General features: G+C 69.9%; 20 protein-coding genes. 9 read left to right on the top strand and 11 right to left on the bottom strand.

Annotation, left to right across the window (positions count from 1 at the left end):
* Positions 1-101 precede the first annotated feature (101 nt).
* Both BJQ94_RS12190 and BJQ94_RS12195 read right to left on the bottom strand, forming a co-directional pair.
* Complete coding sequence (locus BJQ94_RS12190) at positions 102-617, bottom strand: sigma-70 family RNA polymerase sigma factor (protein ID WP_265400447.1); 516 nt, start codon at positions 615-617, stop codon at positions 102-104.
* Positions 614-1,240 carry a hypothetical protein gene (locus tag BJQ94_RS12195; protein ID WP_265400448.1) on the bottom strand — a complete coding sequence of 209 codons (627 nt, stop codon included), beginning with the start codon at positions 1,238-1,240 and terminating at the stop codon, positions 614-616. Before BJQ94_RS12195 ends, BJQ94_RS12190 begins: the two co-directional genes overlap by 4 nt.
* A 120-nt stretch (positions 1,241-1,360) precedes the next feature.
* Between BJQ94_RS12195 and BJQ94_RS12200 the strand changes: the two genes are divergently transcribed.
* From BJQ94_RS12200 to BJQ94_RS12220, 5 genes are all read left to right on the top strand, one after another.
* Complete coding sequence (locus BJQ94_RS12200) at positions 1,361-2,182, top strand: IclR family transcriptional regulator (protein ID WP_265400449.1); 822 nt, start codon at positions 1,361-1,363, stop codon at positions 2,180-2,182.
* A 130-nt stretch (positions 2,183-2,312) separates the two neighbouring features.
* Positions 2,313-3,020 carry a YceI family protein gene (locus BJQ94_RS12205; protein WP_265400450.1) on the top strand — a complete coding sequence of 236 codons (708 nt, stop codon included), beginning with the start codon at positions 2,313-2,315 and terminating at the stop codon, positions 3,018-3,020.
* A gap of 39 nt (positions 3,021-3,059) precedes the next feature.
* Positions 3,060-3,584 (top strand): sigma-70 family RNA polymerase sigma factor, encoded by a 525-nt coding sequence (locus BJQ94_RS12210; RefSeq protein ID WP_265400451.1) that lies wholly within the window; start codon positions 3,060-3,062, stop codon positions 3,582-3,584.
* Positions 3,581-4,342 carry a zf-HC2 domain-containing protein gene (locus tag BJQ94_RS12215; RefSeq protein WP_265400452.1) on the top strand — a complete coding sequence of 254 codons (762 nt, stop codon included), beginning with the start codon at positions 3,581-3,583 and terminating at the stop codon, positions 4,340-4,342. The genes BJQ94_RS12210 and BJQ94_RS12215 overlap by 4 nt, the downstream gene beginning before the upstream one ends.
* A gap of 33 nt (positions 4,343-4,375) precedes the next feature.
* On the top strand, positions 4,376-5,221 hold the full coding sequence (locus BJQ94_RS12220; protein ID WP_265400453.1) for an SDR family oxidoreductase: 846 nt from the start codon (positions 4,376-4,378) through the stop codon (positions 5,219-5,221).
* 24 nt (positions 5,222-5,245) lie between these two features.
* On the opposite strand, the gene BJQ94_RS12225 is transcribed toward BJQ94_RS12220, so the two are convergent.
* Positions 5,246-6,139, bottom strand: coding sequence for a LysR family transcriptional regulator ArgP (locus tag BJQ94_RS12225; RefSeq protein WP_265400454.1), 894 nt, complete (start codon positions 6,137-6,139; stop codon positions 5,246-5,248).
* A 68-nt stretch (positions 6,140-6,207) separates the two neighbouring features.
* Between BJQ94_RS12225 and BJQ94_RS12230 the strand changes: the two genes are divergently transcribed.
* On the top strand, positions 6,208-6,837 hold the full coding sequence (locus BJQ94_RS12230; RefSeq protein WP_265400455.1) for a LysE/ArgO family amino acid transporter: 630 nt from the start codon (positions 6,208-6,210) through the stop codon (positions 6,835-6,837).
* 134 nt (positions 6,838-6,971) lie between these two features.
* Positions 6,972-7,484: a hypothetical protein gene (locus tag BJQ94_RS12235; protein ID WP_265400456.1), complete on the top strand. Its 513-nt coding sequence runs from the start codon at positions 6,972-6,974 to the stop codon at positions 7,482-7,484.
* Between the two features lie 7 nt (positions 7,485-7,491).
* On the opposite strand, the gene BJQ94_RS12240 is transcribed toward BJQ94_RS12235, so the two are convergent.
* Both BJQ94_RS12240 and BJQ94_RS12245 read right to left on the bottom strand, forming a co-directional pair.
* Positions 7,492-7,707, bottom strand: a complete 216-nt coding sequence (locus tag BJQ94_RS12240; RefSeq protein ID WP_265400457.1) for a helix-turn-helix transcriptional regulator — start codon at positions 7,705-7,707, stop codon at positions 7,492-7,494.
* Complete coding sequence (locus tag BJQ94_RS12245) at positions 7,707-8,186, bottom strand: DUF2975 domain-containing protein (protein WP_265400458.1); 480 nt, start codon at positions 8,184-8,186, stop codon at positions 7,707-7,709. Before BJQ94_RS12245 ends, BJQ94_RS12240 begins: the two co-directional genes overlap by 1 nt.
* A 137-nt stretch (positions 8,187-8,323) precedes the next feature.
* Between BJQ94_RS12245 and BJQ94_RS12250 the strand changes: the two genes are divergently transcribed.
* Positions 8,324-9,142 (top strand): ferritin-like domain-containing protein, encoded by an 819-nt coding sequence (locus tag BJQ94_RS12250; protein WP_265400459.1) that lies wholly within the window; start codon positions 8,324-8,326, stop codon positions 9,140-9,142.
* Positions 9,143-9,201: 59 nt separating this feature from the next.
* The gene (locus tag BJQ94_RS12255) at positions 9,202-9,864 is read left to right on the top strand and encodes a hypothetical protein (RefSeq protein WP_265400460.1); all 663 of its coding nucleotides are present in this window, start codon (positions 9,202-9,204) and stop codon (positions 9,862-9,864) included.
* 95 nt (positions 9,865-9,959) lie between these two features.
* Here the strand turns inward: BJQ94_RS12255 and BJQ94_RS12260 are convergent, their stop codons facing one another.
* From BJQ94_RS12260 to BJQ94_RS12285, 6 genes are read right to left on the bottom strand one after another with little or no spacing between them, the layout of a single operon-like run.
* The gene (locus BJQ94_RS12260; protein WP_265400461.1) at positions 9,960-12,467 is read right to left on the bottom strand and encodes a glycoside hydrolase family 3 C-terminal domain-containing protein; all 2,508 of its coding nucleotides are present in this window, start codon (positions 12,465-12,467) and stop codon (positions 9,960-9,962) included.
* Positions 12,464-13,663 carry a family 1 glycosylhydrolase gene (locus BJQ94_RS12265; protein WP_265400463.1) on the bottom strand — a complete coding sequence of 400 codons (1,200 nt, stop codon included), beginning with the start codon at positions 13,661-13,663 and terminating at the stop codon, positions 12,464-12,466. Before BJQ94_RS12265 ends, BJQ94_RS12260 begins: the two co-directional genes overlap by 4 nt.
* A 48-nt stretch (positions 13,664-13,711) precedes the next feature.
* A complete protein-coding gene (locus tag BJQ94_RS12270; protein ID WP_265400464.1) occupies positions 13,712-14,542 on the bottom strand; it encodes an alpha/beta fold hydrolase in 831 nt (276 codons plus the stop codon).
* Complete coding sequence (locus BJQ94_RS12275) at positions 14,539-16,269, bottom strand: ABC transporter ATP-binding protein (protein ID WP_265400465.1); 1,731 nt, start codon at positions 16,267-16,269, stop codon at positions 14,539-14,541. Before BJQ94_RS12275 ends, BJQ94_RS12270 begins: the two co-directional genes overlap by 4 nt.
* Entirely contained in the window at positions 16,266-17,198 is a 933-nt protein-coding gene (locus BJQ94_RS12280; protein ID WP_265400466.1) for an ABC transporter permease, read from the bottom strand. The genes BJQ94_RS12275 and BJQ94_RS12280 overlap by 4 nt, the downstream gene beginning before the upstream one ends.
* Complete coding sequence (locus tag BJQ94_RS12285; RefSeq protein ID WP_265400529.1) at positions 17,195-18,175, bottom strand: ABC transporter permease; 981 nt, start codon at positions 18,173-18,175, stop codon at positions 17,195-17,197. Before BJQ94_RS12285 ends, BJQ94_RS12280 begins: the two co-directional genes overlap by 4 nt.
* Between the last annotated feature and the right edge of the window lie 44 nt (positions 18,176-18,219).

The following is an 18,219-nucleotide window of genomic DNA, read 5'->3' on the forward strand; positions in this document are numbered from 1 at the left end:
ATGCAAGCGCACCAGGACCGTCATCGTCAAAAGTTCGTCGCGGTGAGCTGGCTGACCGGCGACCGCACGTGGACCGGCCTGCGGAGACGGTAGGAGTCCTCCTACCGGATCGAGTCTTCCGTCTCGGTCGCGAGCGCAATGCGCAGCCGTCCTTTCGCCGACGCGTACCGCGACCGGGCCGTTGACGCCGAGACGCCGCTGACCTGGGCCGCTTCCACGATGCTGAATCCCTCCCAGTGCACGAGTTCGACGAGTTCGCGCAGGGCGGCCGGGAGCTGCGCGACAGCATCCCGCACCGCGAGGGTCTCGAGGTCATCCGTGGGCGCCGGTGGGTGGTCCAGCTCGTGGCGCAACCGATCGGTGGCGGCCAGGCGGCGTCGGGTCGATCGGCGGGCGTTCAGCAGCAGGTTGCGGGCGATCGCGAAGAGCCACATCCGGCCGCCGATCTCGTCGGTCGGGGCCGTACGGGCTTTCCTCCACGCCACGATGAAGGTCTCGCTCAAGACGTCAGCGGCATCCGCGCGCGGATCGATCCGCCGCTCCAGATAGGCGAGCAGGTCCGACGCATTGGCGCGGATCAGGGCCTCCAGGCGGTCGTCACTGGCAGCCAGGCTCACCGGGCGACCTCGTCACAGGTTCCGCCTGCTTCGAGCGAGAAGTGGCTGGTATCCAGGCCCCTGGCCGTGACGCCATCCGTCATCATCGTGAAGGCGGCACTGAGCAACGCGTCGGTCTCCGGGTCAGGGGGCGCCGGCTGGATAGTCGCCTCCGGGTGGGCTGCGTTGTACTGCGCGAGGGCGGCAGCCTTGGCAGCGGCGGCGGCCGAGGCCCGGGCGTCCTGGCGAGCGCTGTCGGGAACCTCCACGGTCTCGAAGTCGATGCCGAGGAGGATCTCCTGGGCGGCGAGGAAGGATGCGTCGTCCGCCGGCACTCCCTCCGGACGCACGATCATGCCTGCCACACAGAAATCGCCGTCGGCGTTGGTGTGCTGCAACGACCGGTCCGGGGTGAAGCCCAACCATTCGAGGAGCGGCGGCGAGGCCAGCGCGGTCGAGGTTCCCCCGAGGAGGACGACGCCGAGCGCCGCTCCCCCGATCAGCCACCGACGGGCGCGCGTCCGTCGGCGTGCCGGCCGGCTGCTCGTGATCATCGCATCGACGGCGGCCCTGAAACTCTCGTCGCGGCTCATGACCGCAGGCGCCGATCCCGCGAGCCGACCGTACAGCTCCTCGTCATCCATGTCTGTCCCCCTCAGTGATGCTCTCACTAGCTACATGTCCGCATGTACCTGAAGCGTCCGAAGGGCCCGTTCTCGCGGCATCCACACCGGTTAGAGTGGAATCCCGGGAGAGGGTGCGCCATGGTTTCGCCTCGAGAACACGGTCTGGCGCCCGCACAGAACGATGTGCCCGCCGCGCGACACACGCTGGGCATCCTCACGCACCTGGCCGCCCAACGCGGGCCCGTGCCGGCCTCCACCATCGCTCAGGCGCTCGGTCTGCCCCGCTCCACCGTGTACAGGCTGCTCGGCGTGCTCACCGAGCTCGGCTTCGTGCTGCACTTCCCCGAGGCCCGCCGCTACGGCATCGGACTGGCCGCGTTCGAGTTGAGCTCCGGCTTCTCCCGGCAAGAACCGCTGGCCCGGCTGGGCCGACCGATCCTCGCGTCGCTCGTCGACAAAATCGGCGAGAGCGCGCACCTGGCGGTGCTGCACGGCCGCGACGTGATCTACCTCGTCGAAGAGCGCGCGCCCCGCCGGCCCGCCCTGGTGACGGATGTCGGCGTGCGGCTGCCCAGCCACCTCACGGCCAGCGGCCGGGCCCTGCTCGCCACGCTGCCGCTGTCCCAACTGCGGGCGCTGTTCCCCGACAAGGCCGCGTTCGTGCAGCGCTCGGCCGACGACAGCGCCCATCCCCGGGGCGCCGTGAGCAGCTACCGCGAACTGAGCCGACTCCTGGTCGAGGTGCGCGCCCACGGCTACGCGGCCGAGGACGGCGACGTCACCGAAGGCATCGCATCCGTGGCCGTGGCGGTGCGCGACCACTCCGGCTGGCCCGCCGCCGGCATCGCCGTCACCTTCGCCCGCTCGAGCGTGCCGCCCGAGCGCTGGCCGGAACTCGCCGCAGCGGTGGAGCACTCGGCGGCGGAGCTCAGCCGGCGGATCAGCGGCCGAGCCGGCTGAGTGCGGCTCTCCCGAACCCCATTTCCAGCAGTTTTGGATGCCGGTGAACCTTTGGGCTCTGCGCCTCGTTGTTCAGGGTGGATGACCATCATCCGTGGCAAGAGTGAAGACGACACTGAACGAGGGTGACATGCAGAAGAAGACGAAGATCGGGCTGTGGATTGCGGGCGGAGTTGTCGTCATCGGCGGCGCCGCCCTGGCATTCGGACCGGCCGTGTACGCCGGTTACGCCAACAGCAACGCCGAGGCAGCCCCCACCATCGCGGCGGGCACCCCCACCACGTCGGATGCGGCCACCTCCGTCCCCGTGAACGCCGACGACCTGTCGGGCAGCTGGAGCATCGGCGCGGACTCTTACGCGGGCTACCGTGTCGACGAGGTGCTGCAGGGCAACGACGTGACCGTGACCGGCCGCACGACCGACGTGACCGGTGTCCTCACCGTCGACGCGCTCTCCCTCACGGCCGCCACCATCACGGTGGATGTGGCGAGCATCGCCACCGACGAGAGCGCCAGGGACGCCTACTTCCGCGACACCGCCATGGAGGTCGGCGAGTTCCCAACGGCCACCTTCACCCTCACCGAACCGGTCACCCTCGAGGCGCCCGAAGCCGGGGTTGCCCAGACCGTGAGCGCCACCGGTGAACTGACCATGCACGGCGTGACCCAGCCCGTCACCGTCGAGCTGCAGGCCGCGCTCACCGACACCGGCGGCCAGGTCGTCGGCACCATCCCGATCACCTTCAGCGACTACGGTGTTGAGGCCCCCGACCTCGGCTTCGTCTCGGTCGAAGATGCCGGCTCCGTCGAGTTCTCACTCAACGCCCTGCAGAATTAGATCCACCGTGTTCATCGTGGGCATCGGGCAGACCGGGAGGTGACCGTGGCGGACCAACACGCAGAGCCGCACGCTGAGCTCCTCCGGGCGCTGCACGATGCCCACGGGCCGGCGCTCTTCCGCTACGTCGTGCGCCTCACCGGAGACTACGGCTTCGCCCAGGATGTGGTGCAGGAAGCCCTACTGCGCGCCTGGAAACGACCGGCGCTTCTCGACCGGGACGACGAGGCCGCCAGGGCGTGGCTGTTCACCGTGGCCAGGAACCTCGTCATCGACGACCGCCGCAGCGCCCGGTTCGCCCGCGAGATCAGCACCGATGCCCTGCCGGAGACGGCGTCAGCTGACGCCACCGAGGCCGTCCTGGACCGGTGGCTGCTCACGGATGCGCTCACCGCGCTGTCCCCCGAACACCGCACCGTGCTCGTGAGCGCCTATTACCTCGGCCAGTCGATCGCCGAGATCGCCCGCCGCGAGCAGGTACCGGAGGGCACCGTGAAGTCGCGCCTGCACTACGCCCTGCGAGCGATGCGGCTCGCCCTACAGGAAAGAGGGGTCACCGAATGACCTCCACCCCCGACAACTTCCGTGAGTGGGATGCCGCCTACGTGCTCGGTGCGCTGAGCACCGAAGACCGACGCACCTTCGAACGCCACCTCGCGGGCTGCCCCGCCTGCGCCGCCGCCGTAGCCGAGCTCGCCGGGATGCCCGGCATCCTGGCCGCCCTCCCCGCGGCAGAGGCCCAGGCGATCAGCGAGGCCGGCGCCGCCGATGACCACCTGCGCAGCGCGCTGCACCAGCCGGGACTCGTGCAGCGGCTGGCCGGCGCGGCCGTGAAGCGCACCAGGCGCACCCGCATCCGCCTGGCCGTGGCCTGCGTCGCCGCCGCGGTGCTGATCGCGCTGGGCGGCGGGGCGCTCGGCGCCGTTCTCACCTCCTCCCCCGGCGTCGAGGCCGGCCCGGCCGTGCCGCCTGCCACCAGCCCGGCCGCGACCCCGACCGAGGCGACCCGGATCGTGGCCATGGAACCGCTGGAACCCAACGCGCTCACTGCCGCCCTCACCATCACCGATACCGACTGGGGAACCCGGTTCGACTGGTCGTGCGTGTATCTCAACGAGCTGTGGAAGGACAACGGGCCGCAGGACTACGACATGGTCATGACCGATCGGAACGGCGACTCGACGGTGCTGGCGACCTGGACGGCGACCAGCCCGAGCACCGAGAACCTGGCCGCGTCGACCGACGTGCCGCGCGACCAGATTCAGAGCATCGAGATCCGGGCCAGCCAGAGCGGACTCGCGCTCGCCCACACCGACCTGTAAGGCCACGGCCGCGGGGCCTTGAAAGGACATCCCATGATGGTTGCACTGCCCATCCTCGCCGTGACCGGCTCCACCGGAGCACTCGGAAGCCTCGTCGCGCACGCGCTGGCCGCGGATGGCGTGCCCCAACGTCTGCTCGCGCGCACCGTGGCCAAGGCGCCGCAGTTGCCCGGGAGTGTCGCGCTGCCGTTCTCCTATTCCGACCGGGCCGCCTGCGCTCTGGCGCTGGACGGCGTGCAAACGCTGTTCATGGTGTCGGCCGCCGAGAATGCCGAGCGGCTCGACCAGCACCGCGCCTTCATCGACTCGGCCCGAGCCGCTGGGGTGCGCCACATCGTCTACACCTCGTTCATCGCAGCGGCACCCGATGCGACCTTCACGCTGGCCAGGGATCACTACGCCACCGAGCAGTACATCCAGGCGTCCGGGATCGAGCACACCTTCCTGCGCGACAGCCTCTACCTCGACTTCATGCACGCTCTCGTCGGCGCAGATGGCGTCATCCGCGGACCGGCCGGCACGGGCCGGGTGGCCGCCGTCGCCCGGGCGGATGTGGCCAGGACCGCCGTGGCGGTGCTGCGGGATGTGACCGCCCACCGGAACGTGACCTACGACCTCACCGGACCGGAGGCGCTGACCATGGCCGAGGTCGCCCAGACGCTCTCCGCCGCCCAGGGAAGCACCGTGCGTTTCCACGACGAAACCCTCGCCGAGGCGTACGAGTCCCGCGCGCCGTGGGGCGCACCGGGGTGGCAGGTGGACGCCTGGGTCTCGACCTACACGGCCATCGCCGCCGGAGAGATGGCCGCGGTCAGCACCGACATCGAAACGATCACCGGTCTCAAGCCGGCCAGTCTCGCCCAGCTCCTGGCCGGGTAGGCAGGGCGGCCGGTACGGCTTGGGTCAGAGCGCCCAGAGGTCCCGGCTCGCCGCCTCCCGCACGGCCGCCGACACGGCATCGAGCAGTGGCGACGACAGGTTCCATCGTTGCCAGTACAGCGGCACGTCCACCGGATGCGCGGCCGCCAGGTCCACGAGCCGGCCGTCGGCGATCTCTTCCAGGCACTGCTGTTCGGGCAGCACGCCCCAGCCCAGGCCCAGCAGCACGGCCCTTGCGAAGTCGTTCGAGGCGGGGATGACGTGTCGCGGCGCGGCGCCGGGGCGTCCCGCCTGGGCGCGGAGGAACGCATCCTGCAGGTCGTCGTTGCGGTCGAACGTCACCACGGGCGCCTGAGACAATGTCGCCAGGCCGTCCTGGAGCCAGCGGTCGACGAAGGCCGGGGTAGCTACAGCGCGGTACCGCATCCGGCCGAGCGGTTCGGTCACGCAGCCCTGGATGGTTTCGTGGCTGGAGGTGACCGCGGCCATGACGGCGCCGGCGCGCAGCAGCGAGAGCGTGTGCTCCTGATCCTCGCGGTGCAGATCGAAGGCCACATCGCGTTCGGCGGCCACTGGCGCCAGCGCGCCGAGAAACCAGGTGGCCAGGCTGTCGGCGTTGACGGCGAGGGAGACGCGCGCCGGCCGACCAGCCGGCGCGGCGTCCTGGAGCAAGCGTTCGGTGTCGGCCTCGAGGAGTTCGACCTGGCGCGCATAACGCAGCACCACAGCGCCGGCCGCCGTGAGCGCCACGGGGGTCGTACGCTGCACGAGCACCCGGCCGGAGGCCTGCTCCATGGCCTTCACCCGCTGGGACACGGCGGAGGCCGTGACGTGCAGGCGGCGGGCGGCCGCATCGAAGGTGCCCTCCTCCATCAGGGCGAGGAGGGTGCCGAGCTGTTCCAGGGTGAATCGCTGCATTAGCTCAGCTTACGCATCATCAGAAACTGTAGCTGGACTGAATCATGGTGGCTGCCTACGGTGGAATCATGACCCCCGCGACAACACTCCTGCCCGCCCTCCTGGGCCTGCTCACGGGGCTCTCCCTCATCGTCGCCATCGGCGCCCAGAACGCGTTCGTCCTGCGGCTCGGGATCGAGGGCCGCACCCGGGTGATCGCACCGGTGGTCGCCATCTGCGCTCTCTCCGATGCCGCACTGATTCTCGCCGGGGTCCTCGGCATGGGCACTCTCGTGCAGGCGGCGCCGGCGGTCATGCAGGTCGTGCGGATCGGCGGGGCCGCCTTCCTGCTCGGCTACGGCCTGTGGGCCGCGCGCCGCGCCATCCGCCCCGGGGCCCTGGTGCTCACCGGAGCGCCGTCCGTGACGGGGATGCGCGTGGCTGTCGGCACGGTACTCGCCCTCACCTGGCTCAACCCGCACGTCTACCTGGACACGGTCGTGCTCCTCGGCTCCGTCGCCTCGCAGCAGGATGCCGCCGGGCGCTGGTGGTGGGTGGGCGGCGCCATGCTGGGCAGCCTGCTCTGGTTTGCCGGCCTCGGTTTCGGGGCGCGCCTGCTGCGCCCGGTCTTCGCCCGCCCGCGCGCCTGGCGGGTGCTCGACGGCATCATCGCCGTGGTCATGCTCGTGCTGGGCGCGCGGCTGGCGTTCGACCTGTAGCGTGCCAGGCTCACGGAGCCCAGGAATTTAATACCCAGATCAGAGCGATGGCCACGGCTGAGGTCTAGGTTGAGGTCATGGGGATATGGGGAAGTTTTCGATCCGGCACCACTCTCGCACTGACAGTCGCGCTCTTGATTGGCGTCACGAGTTGCGCTGCGTCCCCACCAGAAGTCGACACCACCCCGACCGCCAGCAGCACAACCGCTGCAAGGCCCACAGCGAGCGCGACGCCCAGCGCCACTGCACCATCCACGCCCACACCGACATCCGTCACGGTCCCGGCCGCCGCCTGCGACACCGCACTCAGCACCGCCGAGTATGACCAATTCGCCACCGACGGGCTGACCTTTCGTGCCGAGACCCCGAATGCCAACCTGGATTCGCTGATGCAAGGCGGTGGCATCCGGTGCCTCTGGCGCCTCCCGAACAGCGACATCGAGGCCTGGTACGCCCAGTGGCCCAGTGACCAGGCCACCTGGGACGCATCGACCGCGCAGTTGATCGCCGACGGAGCCACGGAATCCACGGACGGGTACGCCGGCGTGGTGCAATCCGAGTACAACTCGGCGCTCACCTTCCGGGACGGAACCGTGTACTACGCCAGTCCCGCACGGCTGTTCGCCTCGGTGCTCGCGCTGCAGTAGGCCTGGGTCAGTGCTCCTCGTCGGGCACGTAGGTGAGGATGTCGCCGGGCTGGCAGCCCAGCACGGCACAGATGGCGTCGAGGGTGGAGAACCGCACGGCCTTGGCACGGCCGTTCTTGAGGATCGACACGTTCGCCACGGCCAGGCCGATACCGGCGGCCAGGTCAGTCACCGACATCTTCTTCTTCGCCAGCTCCACATCGAGGTTGATCACGATCGCCATCAGATGACCTCGGCGAGCTCACTGCGCAGCTGGATGGCGGTGTGCAGCAGTCGGCGCATCACCACGACGAGCAGGGCGAGGGCGGCGCTCACCCCGGCCGCGGTGGCAGCGAGCAGCGCGAGCGGCCAGCCCGCCGCATCCGGCTCACCCAGCTGAACAATCACGACGGCGATCACCCCGCCGAGCGCGACCACCGCCCCGGCCAGCAGAGCCCCGATCGCGGTGTTCACCCAGGTGTCGGCCGAGCCGCGGTCGTCGAAGATCTTCTCGCTCTGCACCATGGCCACGAGCATCCAGACGCTCACGAGCACGACCTCCACACAGAGCGCACCCGTCACCACCAGGGCCAGGAGAATCCCCGACAGCGGTCCGGCTTGAGCGGCCCCGGCAATGGCGCCCGACGCGACCTGCGCGGTCAGGGACGCCGCGAACAGCAGCGCCAGCAGAATCCGGAGCGTGAACAGAACCGATCGAGACATTGTGGCCCTCCTGTGAATTCATATCGAATAACGTGCAATTCGTATCGTTATTCGATACGTTAACGCTCGTAAGGTTACCGCAACCGCGGTCGGACGGCCAGCAGGCCGGGCCGACACGCTCAACACGAGGAGTTCGGATGACTCAGCACGACGCACCTTCCACGCAGGGATTCGGGATCTGGACGGCGTACTTCGAGGCGAACCTCGCCCGCCACGACAGGCTGGATGCACTCATCCCCTGGCACTCGGTCAGCCCGCTGCCGGCCGCGGACCTGGCCGCGATCGCCCGGTCGCTGCAGCGATTCGAACTCGGCGAGAGCGGCGACGGCACGGGGCTGCTCTCCAAGGCCCGCCGGCGCAACAACCCCGGCTACGACTGGGCGCTGCGGCTGTTCGTCGCCGAGGAGCAGAAGCACTCCGCGCTGTTCCGTGCCGCGCTCGTGCGCTTCGGCACCGAGCCGCTCAGCGCGCACTGGACCGACGGTGCCTTCGTGGCGCTCCGCCGCATGCTGGGCCTGCGCACCGAGGTGGCCCTGTTCCTCATCGTCGAGACCGTGGCGATGGAGTACTTCGCCGCGCTCGGGCGCTGTGCAGACCCGGTCGTGCAGGGAGTGGCCCGGCGCATCCTCACCGACGAGGTGGAGCACGTGCGCTTTCAGATCGATCAGCTCCGGATGGGCTTCGAGCGCACTCCCCGCCCGGCCCGCCTGCTCGCGGCGGCGGCGGCCTGGGTTCTCGCGGTGGGCACCGCCACGGTGCTGGCCGTCGATCACGGTGCGGCAATGCGCGCCTGCGGGCTGTCGCCCGTGCTCTTCTGGCACCGCGCGCTGCGGCACTTCGGTCGGGCGCTGCCCCTCGCGTTTCGGCTGAACCGGGAGGAGACGCCGTTCGGACCGAGCGCGCAGCCGAGCGGGGACCGGCTGGGCCGGGCCGGCCGGGTGCCGGCGCGGGTCTAGGCAGCGCGGCAGGGAGCGCCCGGCTGTGGAGGGCACGGCGCCGGCGGTACGCTTGCCCCGTGCTCTCCAAGGATCTGATCCGCCTCTACCCCGAGCTCTACCACGTGGCCGCGGATGGCGCGTGGCCGTCGATCGAGCGGCACGGGCTGCTCTCCACGGCCGCTCTCGTCACCCGCTGGGGCGTGCGGCAGGGCGCCCCGCAAGCCGCGATCCTCACCAAACGCCGCGGGGAGAACATCGAGCTGACCCACCCCGACTACGGCACCGCGGTCATCCGGCACCAGAAGGCGATTCACGAATCGTCATTGGCCGCCGCGCTCGAGGACCTCACGCCGAGCGAGTGGTACACGATGCTCAACGACCGGGTGTTCTTCTTCCTGCAGAAGGCGCGCCTAAACGAGCTGCTCGCCGCGCGGTCCTATCGGGACGACGCACACACCGTGATCACTGTGGACACCCGCAGCCTGGTGACCGCGCACGAAGACGACATCCAGCTGACCCACGTGAACACGGGCTTCGCGCAGCGGTTCAGCGCCGAGCCGCGCGGGCGGGCCAGCTTCCAGTCGATTGAGGAGTTCGCGCATCCGACCCGGGCGCACGCGTCGACCAAGGTGGTGGATGTGGCCGAGCTGGCGGTGTACCGCGGGGTGCGCGACATCCGTGATCACGTGAAGCGCGTCGAGCGGATGCGCGACGGCACGGTGCTCGAGCGCTTCGTCTAGCCCCGCCCCAACTGTTGCCGAAGCGGACAATTGCGCCCGGTGTGCCGGGCGCAATTGTCCGCACGGGGAACAGTTACGAACCGTGGGACGGGTGGCTAGCGGGGCAGAGTCAGGGTGGCGCCGGTGTCCCGGGAGTGCAGGCCGGCGTGCAGGGTGTACTCCCCCGGTAGCGTGGTCCAGTCGTGGGCCGCGACGTCCCAAGTTTGAAAGGCCCGGCCGCGAATACGCACGGGGATGTCGGCCTGCTCGCCCGGTTCGATCAGAGCCGTGGCGAAGCCGGCCAGGCTTCGCAGCGGACGTACCACCTCGCCCGCCGGTGGCTCGAGGTACACCTGCGCCACGGCGGTGCCCGCGCGCTCTCCGGTGTTGCGCACGGTGACCAGGAGGTCCACGGAGCCGTCCGGCACCCTGTCCGCGGCGCCGTCAGCGGTACCGTCCGCCGCGAGTGCCTGTGCAGCTGCACGCATCCCGGTCACCTCGAAGTCGGTCCAGCCGAGGCCGAAGCCGAACGGCCGGGCGGGTTGCCGGCCGGCGGCATCCCAGGCGCGGTGACCCACGAGCACGCCCTCGTCGTAGCGCAGCCGGCCGTCCCTTGGCGCGGTCGGGCGGGTGGGGATGTCCTCCTCCCGGGCAGGCAGCGTCCAGGGCAGCCGGCCGGCGGGCTCGACCCGGCCGAGCAGAACGTCGGCGAGGGCGTTGCCGCACTCCTGGCCGGGGAACCAGGTCCAGAGCACGGCGGCGACCTCGTCGAGCCAGGGCAGGATCACCGGAGCGCCGGCATTGACCACCACGATGGTGGGAGTGCCCGTGGCGGCGACCCGGCGCACGAGTTCGTCCTGCCGCCCGGTGAGGGCCAGGCTCTGCCGGTCGAAGCCTTCGCTCTCGACCTCGTCGTTGGTGCCCACCACCACCACGGCCACCTCGGCGGCGACCGCGCTGGCGACGGCCGCATCCAGCAGTTCGTCTTCGCTCGGTCCCGGGGCCACGTGCCGCACGATGACGACGGACCAGCGGCCGAAGTCGTCAAGATCGGGAATCTCCAGTTCGACTCGCACCCGCACCGCGCGTGGTTCGTCGACCGTCAGGGTGGCGGAGCCGCCGGGCGGATTGTTGCTGGTGCTCGTGAGCACGTCTTCGCCATGCGCCGTGCTGGTCTCCCGGTGCAGCGGCACATCGTCGAGGAACGACTCGTGGCGGCCGAGCGCGGCGACACCCAGTTCATGACTGCCGGCGGTGTCCAGCCGCACGGTTCCGGTGAGGCTGACACGCAGCACGGCCGCGCTCGCCGGCGTCACGTGCACGTGACCGCCGGCCGGCTGGGTCGTGCTGGCCACGAGGTGCCCGCCAGCCGCGTAATGGGCGATGGTCCAGTCGTCGGTCACGCCTGGATCGGCCAGCCTGGCGGTGAGTCTGGACGTGCATCCGGCGTCGACCGTGACCGTGACGCCCTCGCCAAGAGCGGCGCGGAGGCCATCGGCGGGGCTGATCAGGTAGGGCGGATTGACGTGGGCGCTGCCGCCGCCCTGCGTGAACGCCTCGACGGCGTTGGGTCCGATCAGGGCCACCGACGCGGGCTTGCGTAACGGCAGTACGTCGCCGGCGCGGCGCAGCACCACTGTGGAGCGGGCGGCGAGCCGGCGGACCACAGCGGCCACGTCGATACCGGACACGTCGTCCCTGCCCGTGGCGGGAGTGGCGCCGTCGAGGGCGCCCACCCGGCGGGCGAGTCTGAGCACCCGCAGCACCTTGTCGTCGAGCACGGACTCGGCGACGGTGCCGGCCTCGATCGCGGCGAGCAGGGCGTCACCCCACGGGCCGAACGGGCCCGGCATCGCCAGGTCCAGTCCGCCCACGGCGGTCTGCACGGTGCGCCTGGCGGCCATCCAGTCGCTCATCACCACTCCGTCGAAGCCGAGTTCGCCCTTGAGGATGTCATTGACCAGGTGGCCGTGCTCGCTCATCGGCGCGGCCTGCACGCCGTCGTCGACGCCGTTGTACGCCGACATGATCGCCCAGGCACCCGCGTCGACGGCGTCTTCGAACGGAGCCAGGTACACCTCGCGCAGCGTGCGTTCATCCAGGTGCGCCGTGTAACTGGTGCGCTCGGTCTCGGTTTCGTTGGCGATGAAGTGCTTGGGCGTTGCGGCGATGCCGTGTGACTGGATGGCGGTGACCAGCGCCGCACCCATCGCGCCGACCAGCAGCGGGTCCTCGGAAAAGTTCTCGAAGTGGCGTCCGCCATAGGGGGTGCGCTGCAGGTTGATCACCGGGGCCAGCACCACGTCGACGCCCTGCCGGTGCGCCTCCACCGCGAAGGCATCGCCGATGCCGGATGCGGCGGCCACGTCCCAGGTGGCGGCCATCGCGGTGGGGCTGGGGAAGCTGGCCGACGGCAGCGGGTCGACCTGGGCGACTCCGCGCACCCCGGCCGGCCCGTCGGACAACGACACCGCCCGCAGGCCGATGGCCGGAACGGCACGCAGGTTCCAGGAGTTCTCCCCAGTCACCAGCGCCACCTTGGTGGCCAGGTCGAGGGTGGCCAGCCGGGCGCGGAGGTCGGCCTCGACGGCCTCGGTGCCGGAGTCTCCCGTCTGCAGTGTCATCGCGCGGTCGGGGCCGCGGAGCTCTTCAGGCCGTTGCGGCGGGCGACCTCGCCCAGCCAGCTGGCGCTGGGCTTGGGAGTGCGGGCGAAGGTCTGCTTGTCCCAGCCGATCAGGCCGAAGGTGGGGGTGAATCCCGAGGCCCACTCGTAGTTGTCCAACGCCGACCAGTGCAGGTAGCCGAGCAGGTCGATGCCGTCCTCGATGCAGGCGTGCAGGCCCTCGAGGGCCCCCTGCGTGTAGGCGATGCGGCGGCTGTCGTCCGCGGTAGCGATGCCGTTCTCGGTCACCATCACGGGCACGTGGTCGGTGAGCTCCCACGCAGCGCGCACGCCGATACCGGCGGCGGGTGGGAAGTACTCCCAGCCGGTGAGGGTGGTCTCCACGCCCTCGGCGACGGGACGCGGGCCCTCCGGCCCGATGAAGGTGCGGGTGTACGCCTGGACGCCCACGAAGTCGTCGCCCTTCACGGTCTCCAGGTACCAGTCCTCGCGGGGGTAGGCATACTCGGCGAGTTTCTCGTCCGCGCCCTCCTCGTCCACGGCCACGAACGCCTGGGTGGCGATGGTCCAACCGGTCTTCAGTCCGTTCACCTGCGAGAGCACCTCGCGGGAACGCTGGTGCGAGAGCAGCAGCGCATCCGCCACCTGCAGGTCGGGGTCGGGCAGCCCGTGTGCAACCAGGTTGGCGGCGTCTTCTCCGCCGGCGAGCATGGCGGCAATGTTGGGCTCGTTGATGGTGCACACGTAGTTCACGCCCTCGGCCACGACGGGCAGGGCCAACTCGGTGTAGTGGGCGAACAGGTCGGCGGCATCAGCGGCCCGCCAGAAGCCGTCGTTCTCGAACCAGCGCGGCACCGTGAAGTGCATCAGGGTCACGATCGGCTCGATGCCGAACTCGTGGCAGGTGTCGACCATGCGGCGGTAGTGGTCCACGGCCGAGCGGGAGGTGAAGCCGCGCTCCGGCTCGATGCGGGCCCACTCGATGCTGAACCGGTAGGAGTTCAGGCCCAGGTCGGCGAGCAGTTTGATGTCTTCGCGGTAACGGTGGAAGCTGTCGGCGGCATCACCGGAGGGTTCGACCATGGTGGTGCCCTGCGCGTGTTCCTTGGGCCACCAGTTGCTGTTGACGTTGTTGCCCTCGATCTGGTGGGCGGCGGTAGCGGCGCCCCACAGGAAGCCTTGGGGGAAAGTGAGCATGGAAGGATCTCCTTGGGTTCTGGTGGTGCGGTGGTGAAGTCAGAAAAGTCAGTTGGTGGATGCCCAGAACTCGTCGAGCAGTGCGGCTGTGAAGCCGGGGTTGTCGAGGTTGGGCAGGTGCCCGGCGTGCGGGATCACTCGGTACTCGGCGCCGAGCTGCTCGGCCATCAGCCGTTGCGAGGGGATGGGCCAGGCGTCGTCGGTGTCGCCGTGGGCGACGAGGGTGGGCACCCGGGTGGCGCGCACGGCGATGCTGGAGTCCGGGGTGCTCTGCAGGATGCGCGCACCGCCGAGGTAGTTGTCGACCGAGGAGGCGATCAGGCGGTCGCGCACGAACTCGTCATCGCCGGTGAGCGGGCTGCCCGCCGGGTGGTCGAGCGCCCAGATCGCCAGAGTGCCGTGCTCGGCCACCAGCGCGGCATCCGCCTCGTGCACGCCGGCCCGGCCGCCTGGGCCGGAGCAGAGCATGGTGAGATCGGTGAACAGGGCGGGGCTGCGGAGCAGTGCGGCCCGGGCGACGAGGCCGCCCAGGCTGTGCCCGACCAGGTGTACCGGGCCACCCGCGCCGATCTCGTGCGCGACGGTGACGGCATCCGCCGCGAAGTCGTCGAGCCGGTAGTTGTCGATGCCGGAGGGGGCGGCGGAGTCGGCCTGGCCACGCTGGCTGTAACTCACGACCTCCCAACCGTGCGCCGCGATCAGCGGCAGCAGCAGCCTGAAGTCCTCCTTCGAGCCCGTGAAGCCGGGAACGAGCAGCGCCACGCCGCGGCGCTGGCCTGCCGGCAGCGCCCGGAAGGCTGTGAGCGGACCGGCCGCTGTGTCGATGCTGAAGTGCACGATCTCCGGGGCCAGCGTCAGGGCGCCGAACGGGGCGGTCACGCGACGACCTTGCGCGGGTTGGGGATCGCGTCGAGCAGGCGGATCGTGTAGTCGTCCTGCGGGTTGCGCAGCACGTCGGCGGTGTTGCCGGTCTCGACGACAGCGCCGCCGTTGAGCACCATGATGTTGTCGGTGACCACGCGCGCCGAGAGCAGGTCGTGGGTGATGTAGAGCAGGCTCACTCCCCACTGTTCGCGGAGGTCTTCGAGCAGCGCGAGCACGCCGGCACGCAGCGACACGTCGAGCATCGAGACCGGTTCGTCGGCGATGATCACCTGCGGGTCGCTGGCCAGCGCCCTGGCGATCACCACGCGCTGCCGCTGCCCGCCGGAGAGCTGGTGCGGCAGTTTGGCGGCGAACTCCTCCACCGGGTTCAGGCCCACGATGTCGAGCAGCTCGAGCACCCGGCGACGGGCGTCCGTGCCGTGCAGGCCGGTGAAGTTGACCACCGGCCGGGTGAGCGCGTATTCCACGGTGTGAAGCGGGTTGAGCGCCGAGTACGGGTCTTGGAAGACCATCTGCACGTCGCGGTGCAGCTGGCGGAAGTGCCGGCGGTTGAGGGTGCCGACGTCGAGGTCGCCAAAGCGGATGCGGCCGCTGGTGGGTTTCTCCACCGCGGTGATGAGCTTGGCGATGGTGGACTTGCCCGAGCCGGAGGCGCCGACGAGAGCCAGCGCGGCGCCGGGCTCGAGGGTGAACGACACGTTGTTCACGGCGCGCACCGGTGCCTCTCCGCGGCGCGGGGCCGGGTAGACCTTCGAGACGTTCTCGACGATCATGGCGTGCTGGTCGGTGCGGCGGGTGCGCGGCGACACTGTGGGCGCGTGGGTGGCGCCGTCGGCGCGGGCGACGCCCTCCGCCCTCCGCTGCTGCCGGTCGACGAACCCGGGCAGTTCCACAACCTCGGCGCGCGGGTCGGCGTAGTGCGAGAGCAGCATCCGGGTGTACTCGGCCTGCGGGTTCTCCAGAATCTGCCGGGCCGGCGCATCCTCGACGATGCGGCCTTCGTGCATCACCATCACCCGCTGGGCGGATTCGAGCACGATGCCCAGGTCGTGGCTGATCAGGATGGCGGTGAAGTTCTCGGCCTTCTGCAGCTCGATGATGGTGTTCATCACGGCGTGCTGCACCAACACGTCCAGGGCCGTGGTCGGCTCGTCGAAGACCATCAGCTCGGGTTCGAGCGAGAGCGCCAGGGCGATGGAGACCCGCTGGCGCATGCCGCCGGAGAGTTCGGCGGGGAACCTGTCGAGCACCGCTGGAGTCAGTTCGACCTTGCCGATCAGCTCGGTGGCGCGGGCGGCCCAGCGCGAGCGTTCGACGTGCCCGTGGGCGCGGAAGATGTCGATGAAGTGATTGCGGATGCTGCGCACCGGGTTGAGCGCGTTCATGCCGGACTGCAGCACCATGGCGATGCCGCCGTGGCGCTGCTCGCGCAGCTGCTCGGCATCGAGGCTGGCGATGTCCTTGCCGCCGAAGAGGATGCGGCCCTTCTCAATGTGCGCCGGGGGCTTGGAGAGCCCAGTGAGCGCGAAACCGAGGGTGGACTTGCCCGAACCGGACTCCCCCACCAGGCCAACGAACTCGCCGTGGGCCAGCCGGAAGGAGACGTTCTGCACGGCCTTGGTTGCGCCGGCGCCGTAACCGTAGTGCACCGAGAGGTCGTGCACCTCGAGCAGGGTGGTGTTGGTGGCGGGCGGGATCTGGCTGAACGGAGACGGGGTCATTTCTTGGTTCCTTCCCGGAGGCGGGGATTGCTGATGCCGTCGACGCCGAAGTTGATCAGGGTGAGGGAGGTGGCCAACAGGGCGATGCACAGGCCGGGGGCGAACAGCAGAGCCCACTGCCCGGTGAGGAGGGCGTTGGAGTTCTGCGCCCAGAAGAGCATCGTTCCCCAGCTCACCACGGTGGAGTCGCCGAGGCCGAGGAACTCCAGGCCGGCTTCGGCGAGGATCGCCGCGGTGGCGGCGCCGAAGAAGTTGCCGACGATGAGCGAGGTCATGTTCGGCAGGATCTCGCGGAACACGATGCGGAACGGGCGTTCGCCGCTGAACACGGCGGCCGTGATGAAGTCCCGGGAGCGCAGCGACTGGGTCTGGCTGCGCAGCACCCGGGCGCCCCACGCCCAGCCGGTGATCACGACGACCACGATGATCATGCCGATGCCGCCACCGGAGAGGTACGCGGCGATCACGATCATCAGCGGCAGGCCGGGGATGACCAGGAACAGGTTGACGATGAAGTTGATCACGTCGGCGCCGAAGCCGCGCACGTAGCCCCAGCTCAGGCCGATGAGCACGGCGATGACGGTGGAGAGCAGGCCGGCGATGAGGCCGACGAAGATGCTGATCTGGGCGCCGTAGAGCAGCTGGCTGAGCACGTCTTCACCGGCGGCGGTGGTGCCCAGCCAGTGCGCGGCGCTGGGGTCTGCGCTGCGTTCGAAGCCGGTCTCGCTGGCGCCGTAGGGCGCGATCAGCGGGGCGAAGATCGCCAGCAGCACGAACACGGCCAACATGACCAGGCCGATGCGGGCCTTGCCGTTCGACCAGATCGTGGAGGCGACGCGGGCGACGACTTTCCAGGCGGAAGGCGCCTCGCCGGCCGGGGTAACCGGGGCGCGCAGGATGGCGGTGGTGGGTGGCAGTGAGGTGGTCATCGTCGGGTCCTCGGGTCCAGCACGCCGTACAAAATGTCGACGAGGAAGTTGGCGATGAGCACGCTCACGGTGATCATCAGGAAGAGTGCCTGCATCAACGGGTAGTCCTGGTTGGTGACGGCGTTGAAGAGCAGGTAGCCGATGCCCGGGTAGCCGAAGACCTGCTCCACCAGGATCGAGCCGCCCACCACACCGCCCAGGGCCAGGCCGAAGGAGGTGAGGTTGGGCAGGATGGCGTTGCGCGCGGCGTACCGCAGAGCGATGGTGCGGGGCTTGAGCCCGTTCGCCTCCGCGAAGGTCACGTAGTCGTCGCCCAGGGTGGAGATCATGGTGTTGCGCATCCCCAGGATCCAGCCGCCCAGCGAGGTGATCAGGATCGTGAGCGCCGGCAGCACGCCGTGGTAGAGCGCGTCGCCGAGGAACTCGAAGGAGAGGTTCGGCGTGGCCGTGGGCCCGTACGCCCCGGAGGTGGGGAACAGCCGCAACACGTAGCCGGCGAAGAAGAGCAGCAGCAGCGCCGTCCAGAAGTACGGGAAGGCGCTCAGGAACGACCCCACCAGGGTGGGCACGCTGTCGAGCCAGGTGCCGCGCTTCCACGCGGCGAGCACGCCGAGCAGGGTGCCGAGGACGAAGGCGACCACGGTGACCAGGCCCACCAGCACGAGCGTGTACGGCAGCGCCGCCGAGACCAGCTCCCCCACACTCTGCGGGTAGAAGGTGTACGAGATGCCGAAGTCCAGCGTGACCACCTGGTGGAGGTAGGCGACGTACTGCTCAAGAATGTTGCCGGTGGGCACCCCGAGCTGCGCCTCGATAGCGGCCTTGGTCGCCTCGGAGACCGGGCCGTTCTGGGCGAGCTTGGCCAGGGCGGCATCAGCCGGGGTACCCGGCATCAGCCGTGGCAGCAGGAAGTTGACCGTGACGGCCGCCCACAGGGTGAGGGCGAACAGGCCGAGCTTGCGGCCCACGAACCCCAGGGAGGCGAGGACCGGACTGGGCGCGTGCGCCGCATCCGTTGGGC

This window comes from Cryobacterium sp. SO2, assembly GCF_026151165.2.
GTDB lineage: Bacteria > Actinomycetota > Actinomycetes > Actinomycetales > Microbacteriaceae > Cryobacterium.

What these genes read in the sequence shown, in the direction of transcription:
- BJQ94_RS12195 (WP_265400448.1), bottom strand. Translation starts at nt 1,240, where the DNA reads ATGGATGACGAGGAGCTGTACGGTCGGCTCGCGGGATCGGCGCCTGCG.
- BJQ94_RS12200 (WP_265400449.1), top strand. Translation starts at nt 1,361, where the DNA reads ATGGTTTCGCCTCGAGAACACGGTCTGGCGCCCGCACAGAACGATGTG.
- BJQ94_RS12205 (WP_265400450.1), top strand. Translation starts at nt 2,313, where the DNA reads ATGCAGAAGAAGACGAAGATCGGGCTGTGGATTGCGGGCGGAGTTGTC.
- BJQ94_RS12215 (WP_265400452.1), top strand. Translation starts at nt 3,581, where the DNA reads ATGACCTCCACCCCCGACAACTTCCGTGAGTGGGATGCCGCCTACGTG.
- BJQ94_RS12220 (WP_265400453.1), top strand. Translation starts at nt 4,376, where the DNA reads ATGATGGTTGCACTGCCCATCCTCGCCGTGACCGGCTCCACCGGAGCA.
- BJQ94_RS12225 (WP_265400454.1), bottom strand. Translation starts at nt 6,139, where the DNA reads ATGCAGCGATTCACCCTGGAACAGCTCGGCACCCTCCTCGCCCTGATG.
- BJQ94_RS12230 (WP_265400455.1), top strand. Translation starts at nt 6,208, where the DNA reads ATGACCCCCGCGACAACACTCCTGCCCGCCCTCCTGGGCCTGCTCACG.
- BJQ94_RS12240 (WP_265400457.1), bottom strand. Translation starts at nt 7,707, where the DNA reads ATGGCGATCGTGATCAACCTCGATGTGGAGCTGGCGAAGAAGAAGATG.
- BJQ94_RS12245 (WP_265400458.1), bottom strand. Translation starts at nt 8,186, where the DNA reads ATGTCTCGATCGGTTCTGTTCACGCTCCGGATTCTGCTGGCGCTGCTG.
- BJQ94_RS12250 (WP_265400459.1), top strand. Translation starts at nt 8,324, where the DNA reads ATGACTCAGCACGACGCACCTTCCACGCAGGGATTCGGGATCTGGACG.
- BJQ94_RS12260 (WP_265400461.1), bottom strand. Translation starts at nt 12,467, where the DNA reads ATGACACTGCAGACGGGAGACTCCGGCACCGAGGCCGTCGAGGCCGAC.
- BJQ94_RS12265 (WP_265400463.1), bottom strand. Translation starts at nt 13,663, where the DNA reads ATGCTCACTTTCCCCCAAGGCTTCCTGTGGGGCGCCGCTACCGCCGCC.
- BJQ94_RS12275 (WP_265400465.1), bottom strand. Translation starts at nt 16,269, where the DNA reads ATGACCCCGTCTCCGTTCAGCCAGATCCCGCCCGCCACCAACACCACC.
- BJQ94_RS12280 (WP_265400466.1), bottom strand. Translation starts at nt 17,198, where the DNA reads ATGACCACCTCACTGCCACCCACCACCGCCATCCTGCGCGCCCCGGTT.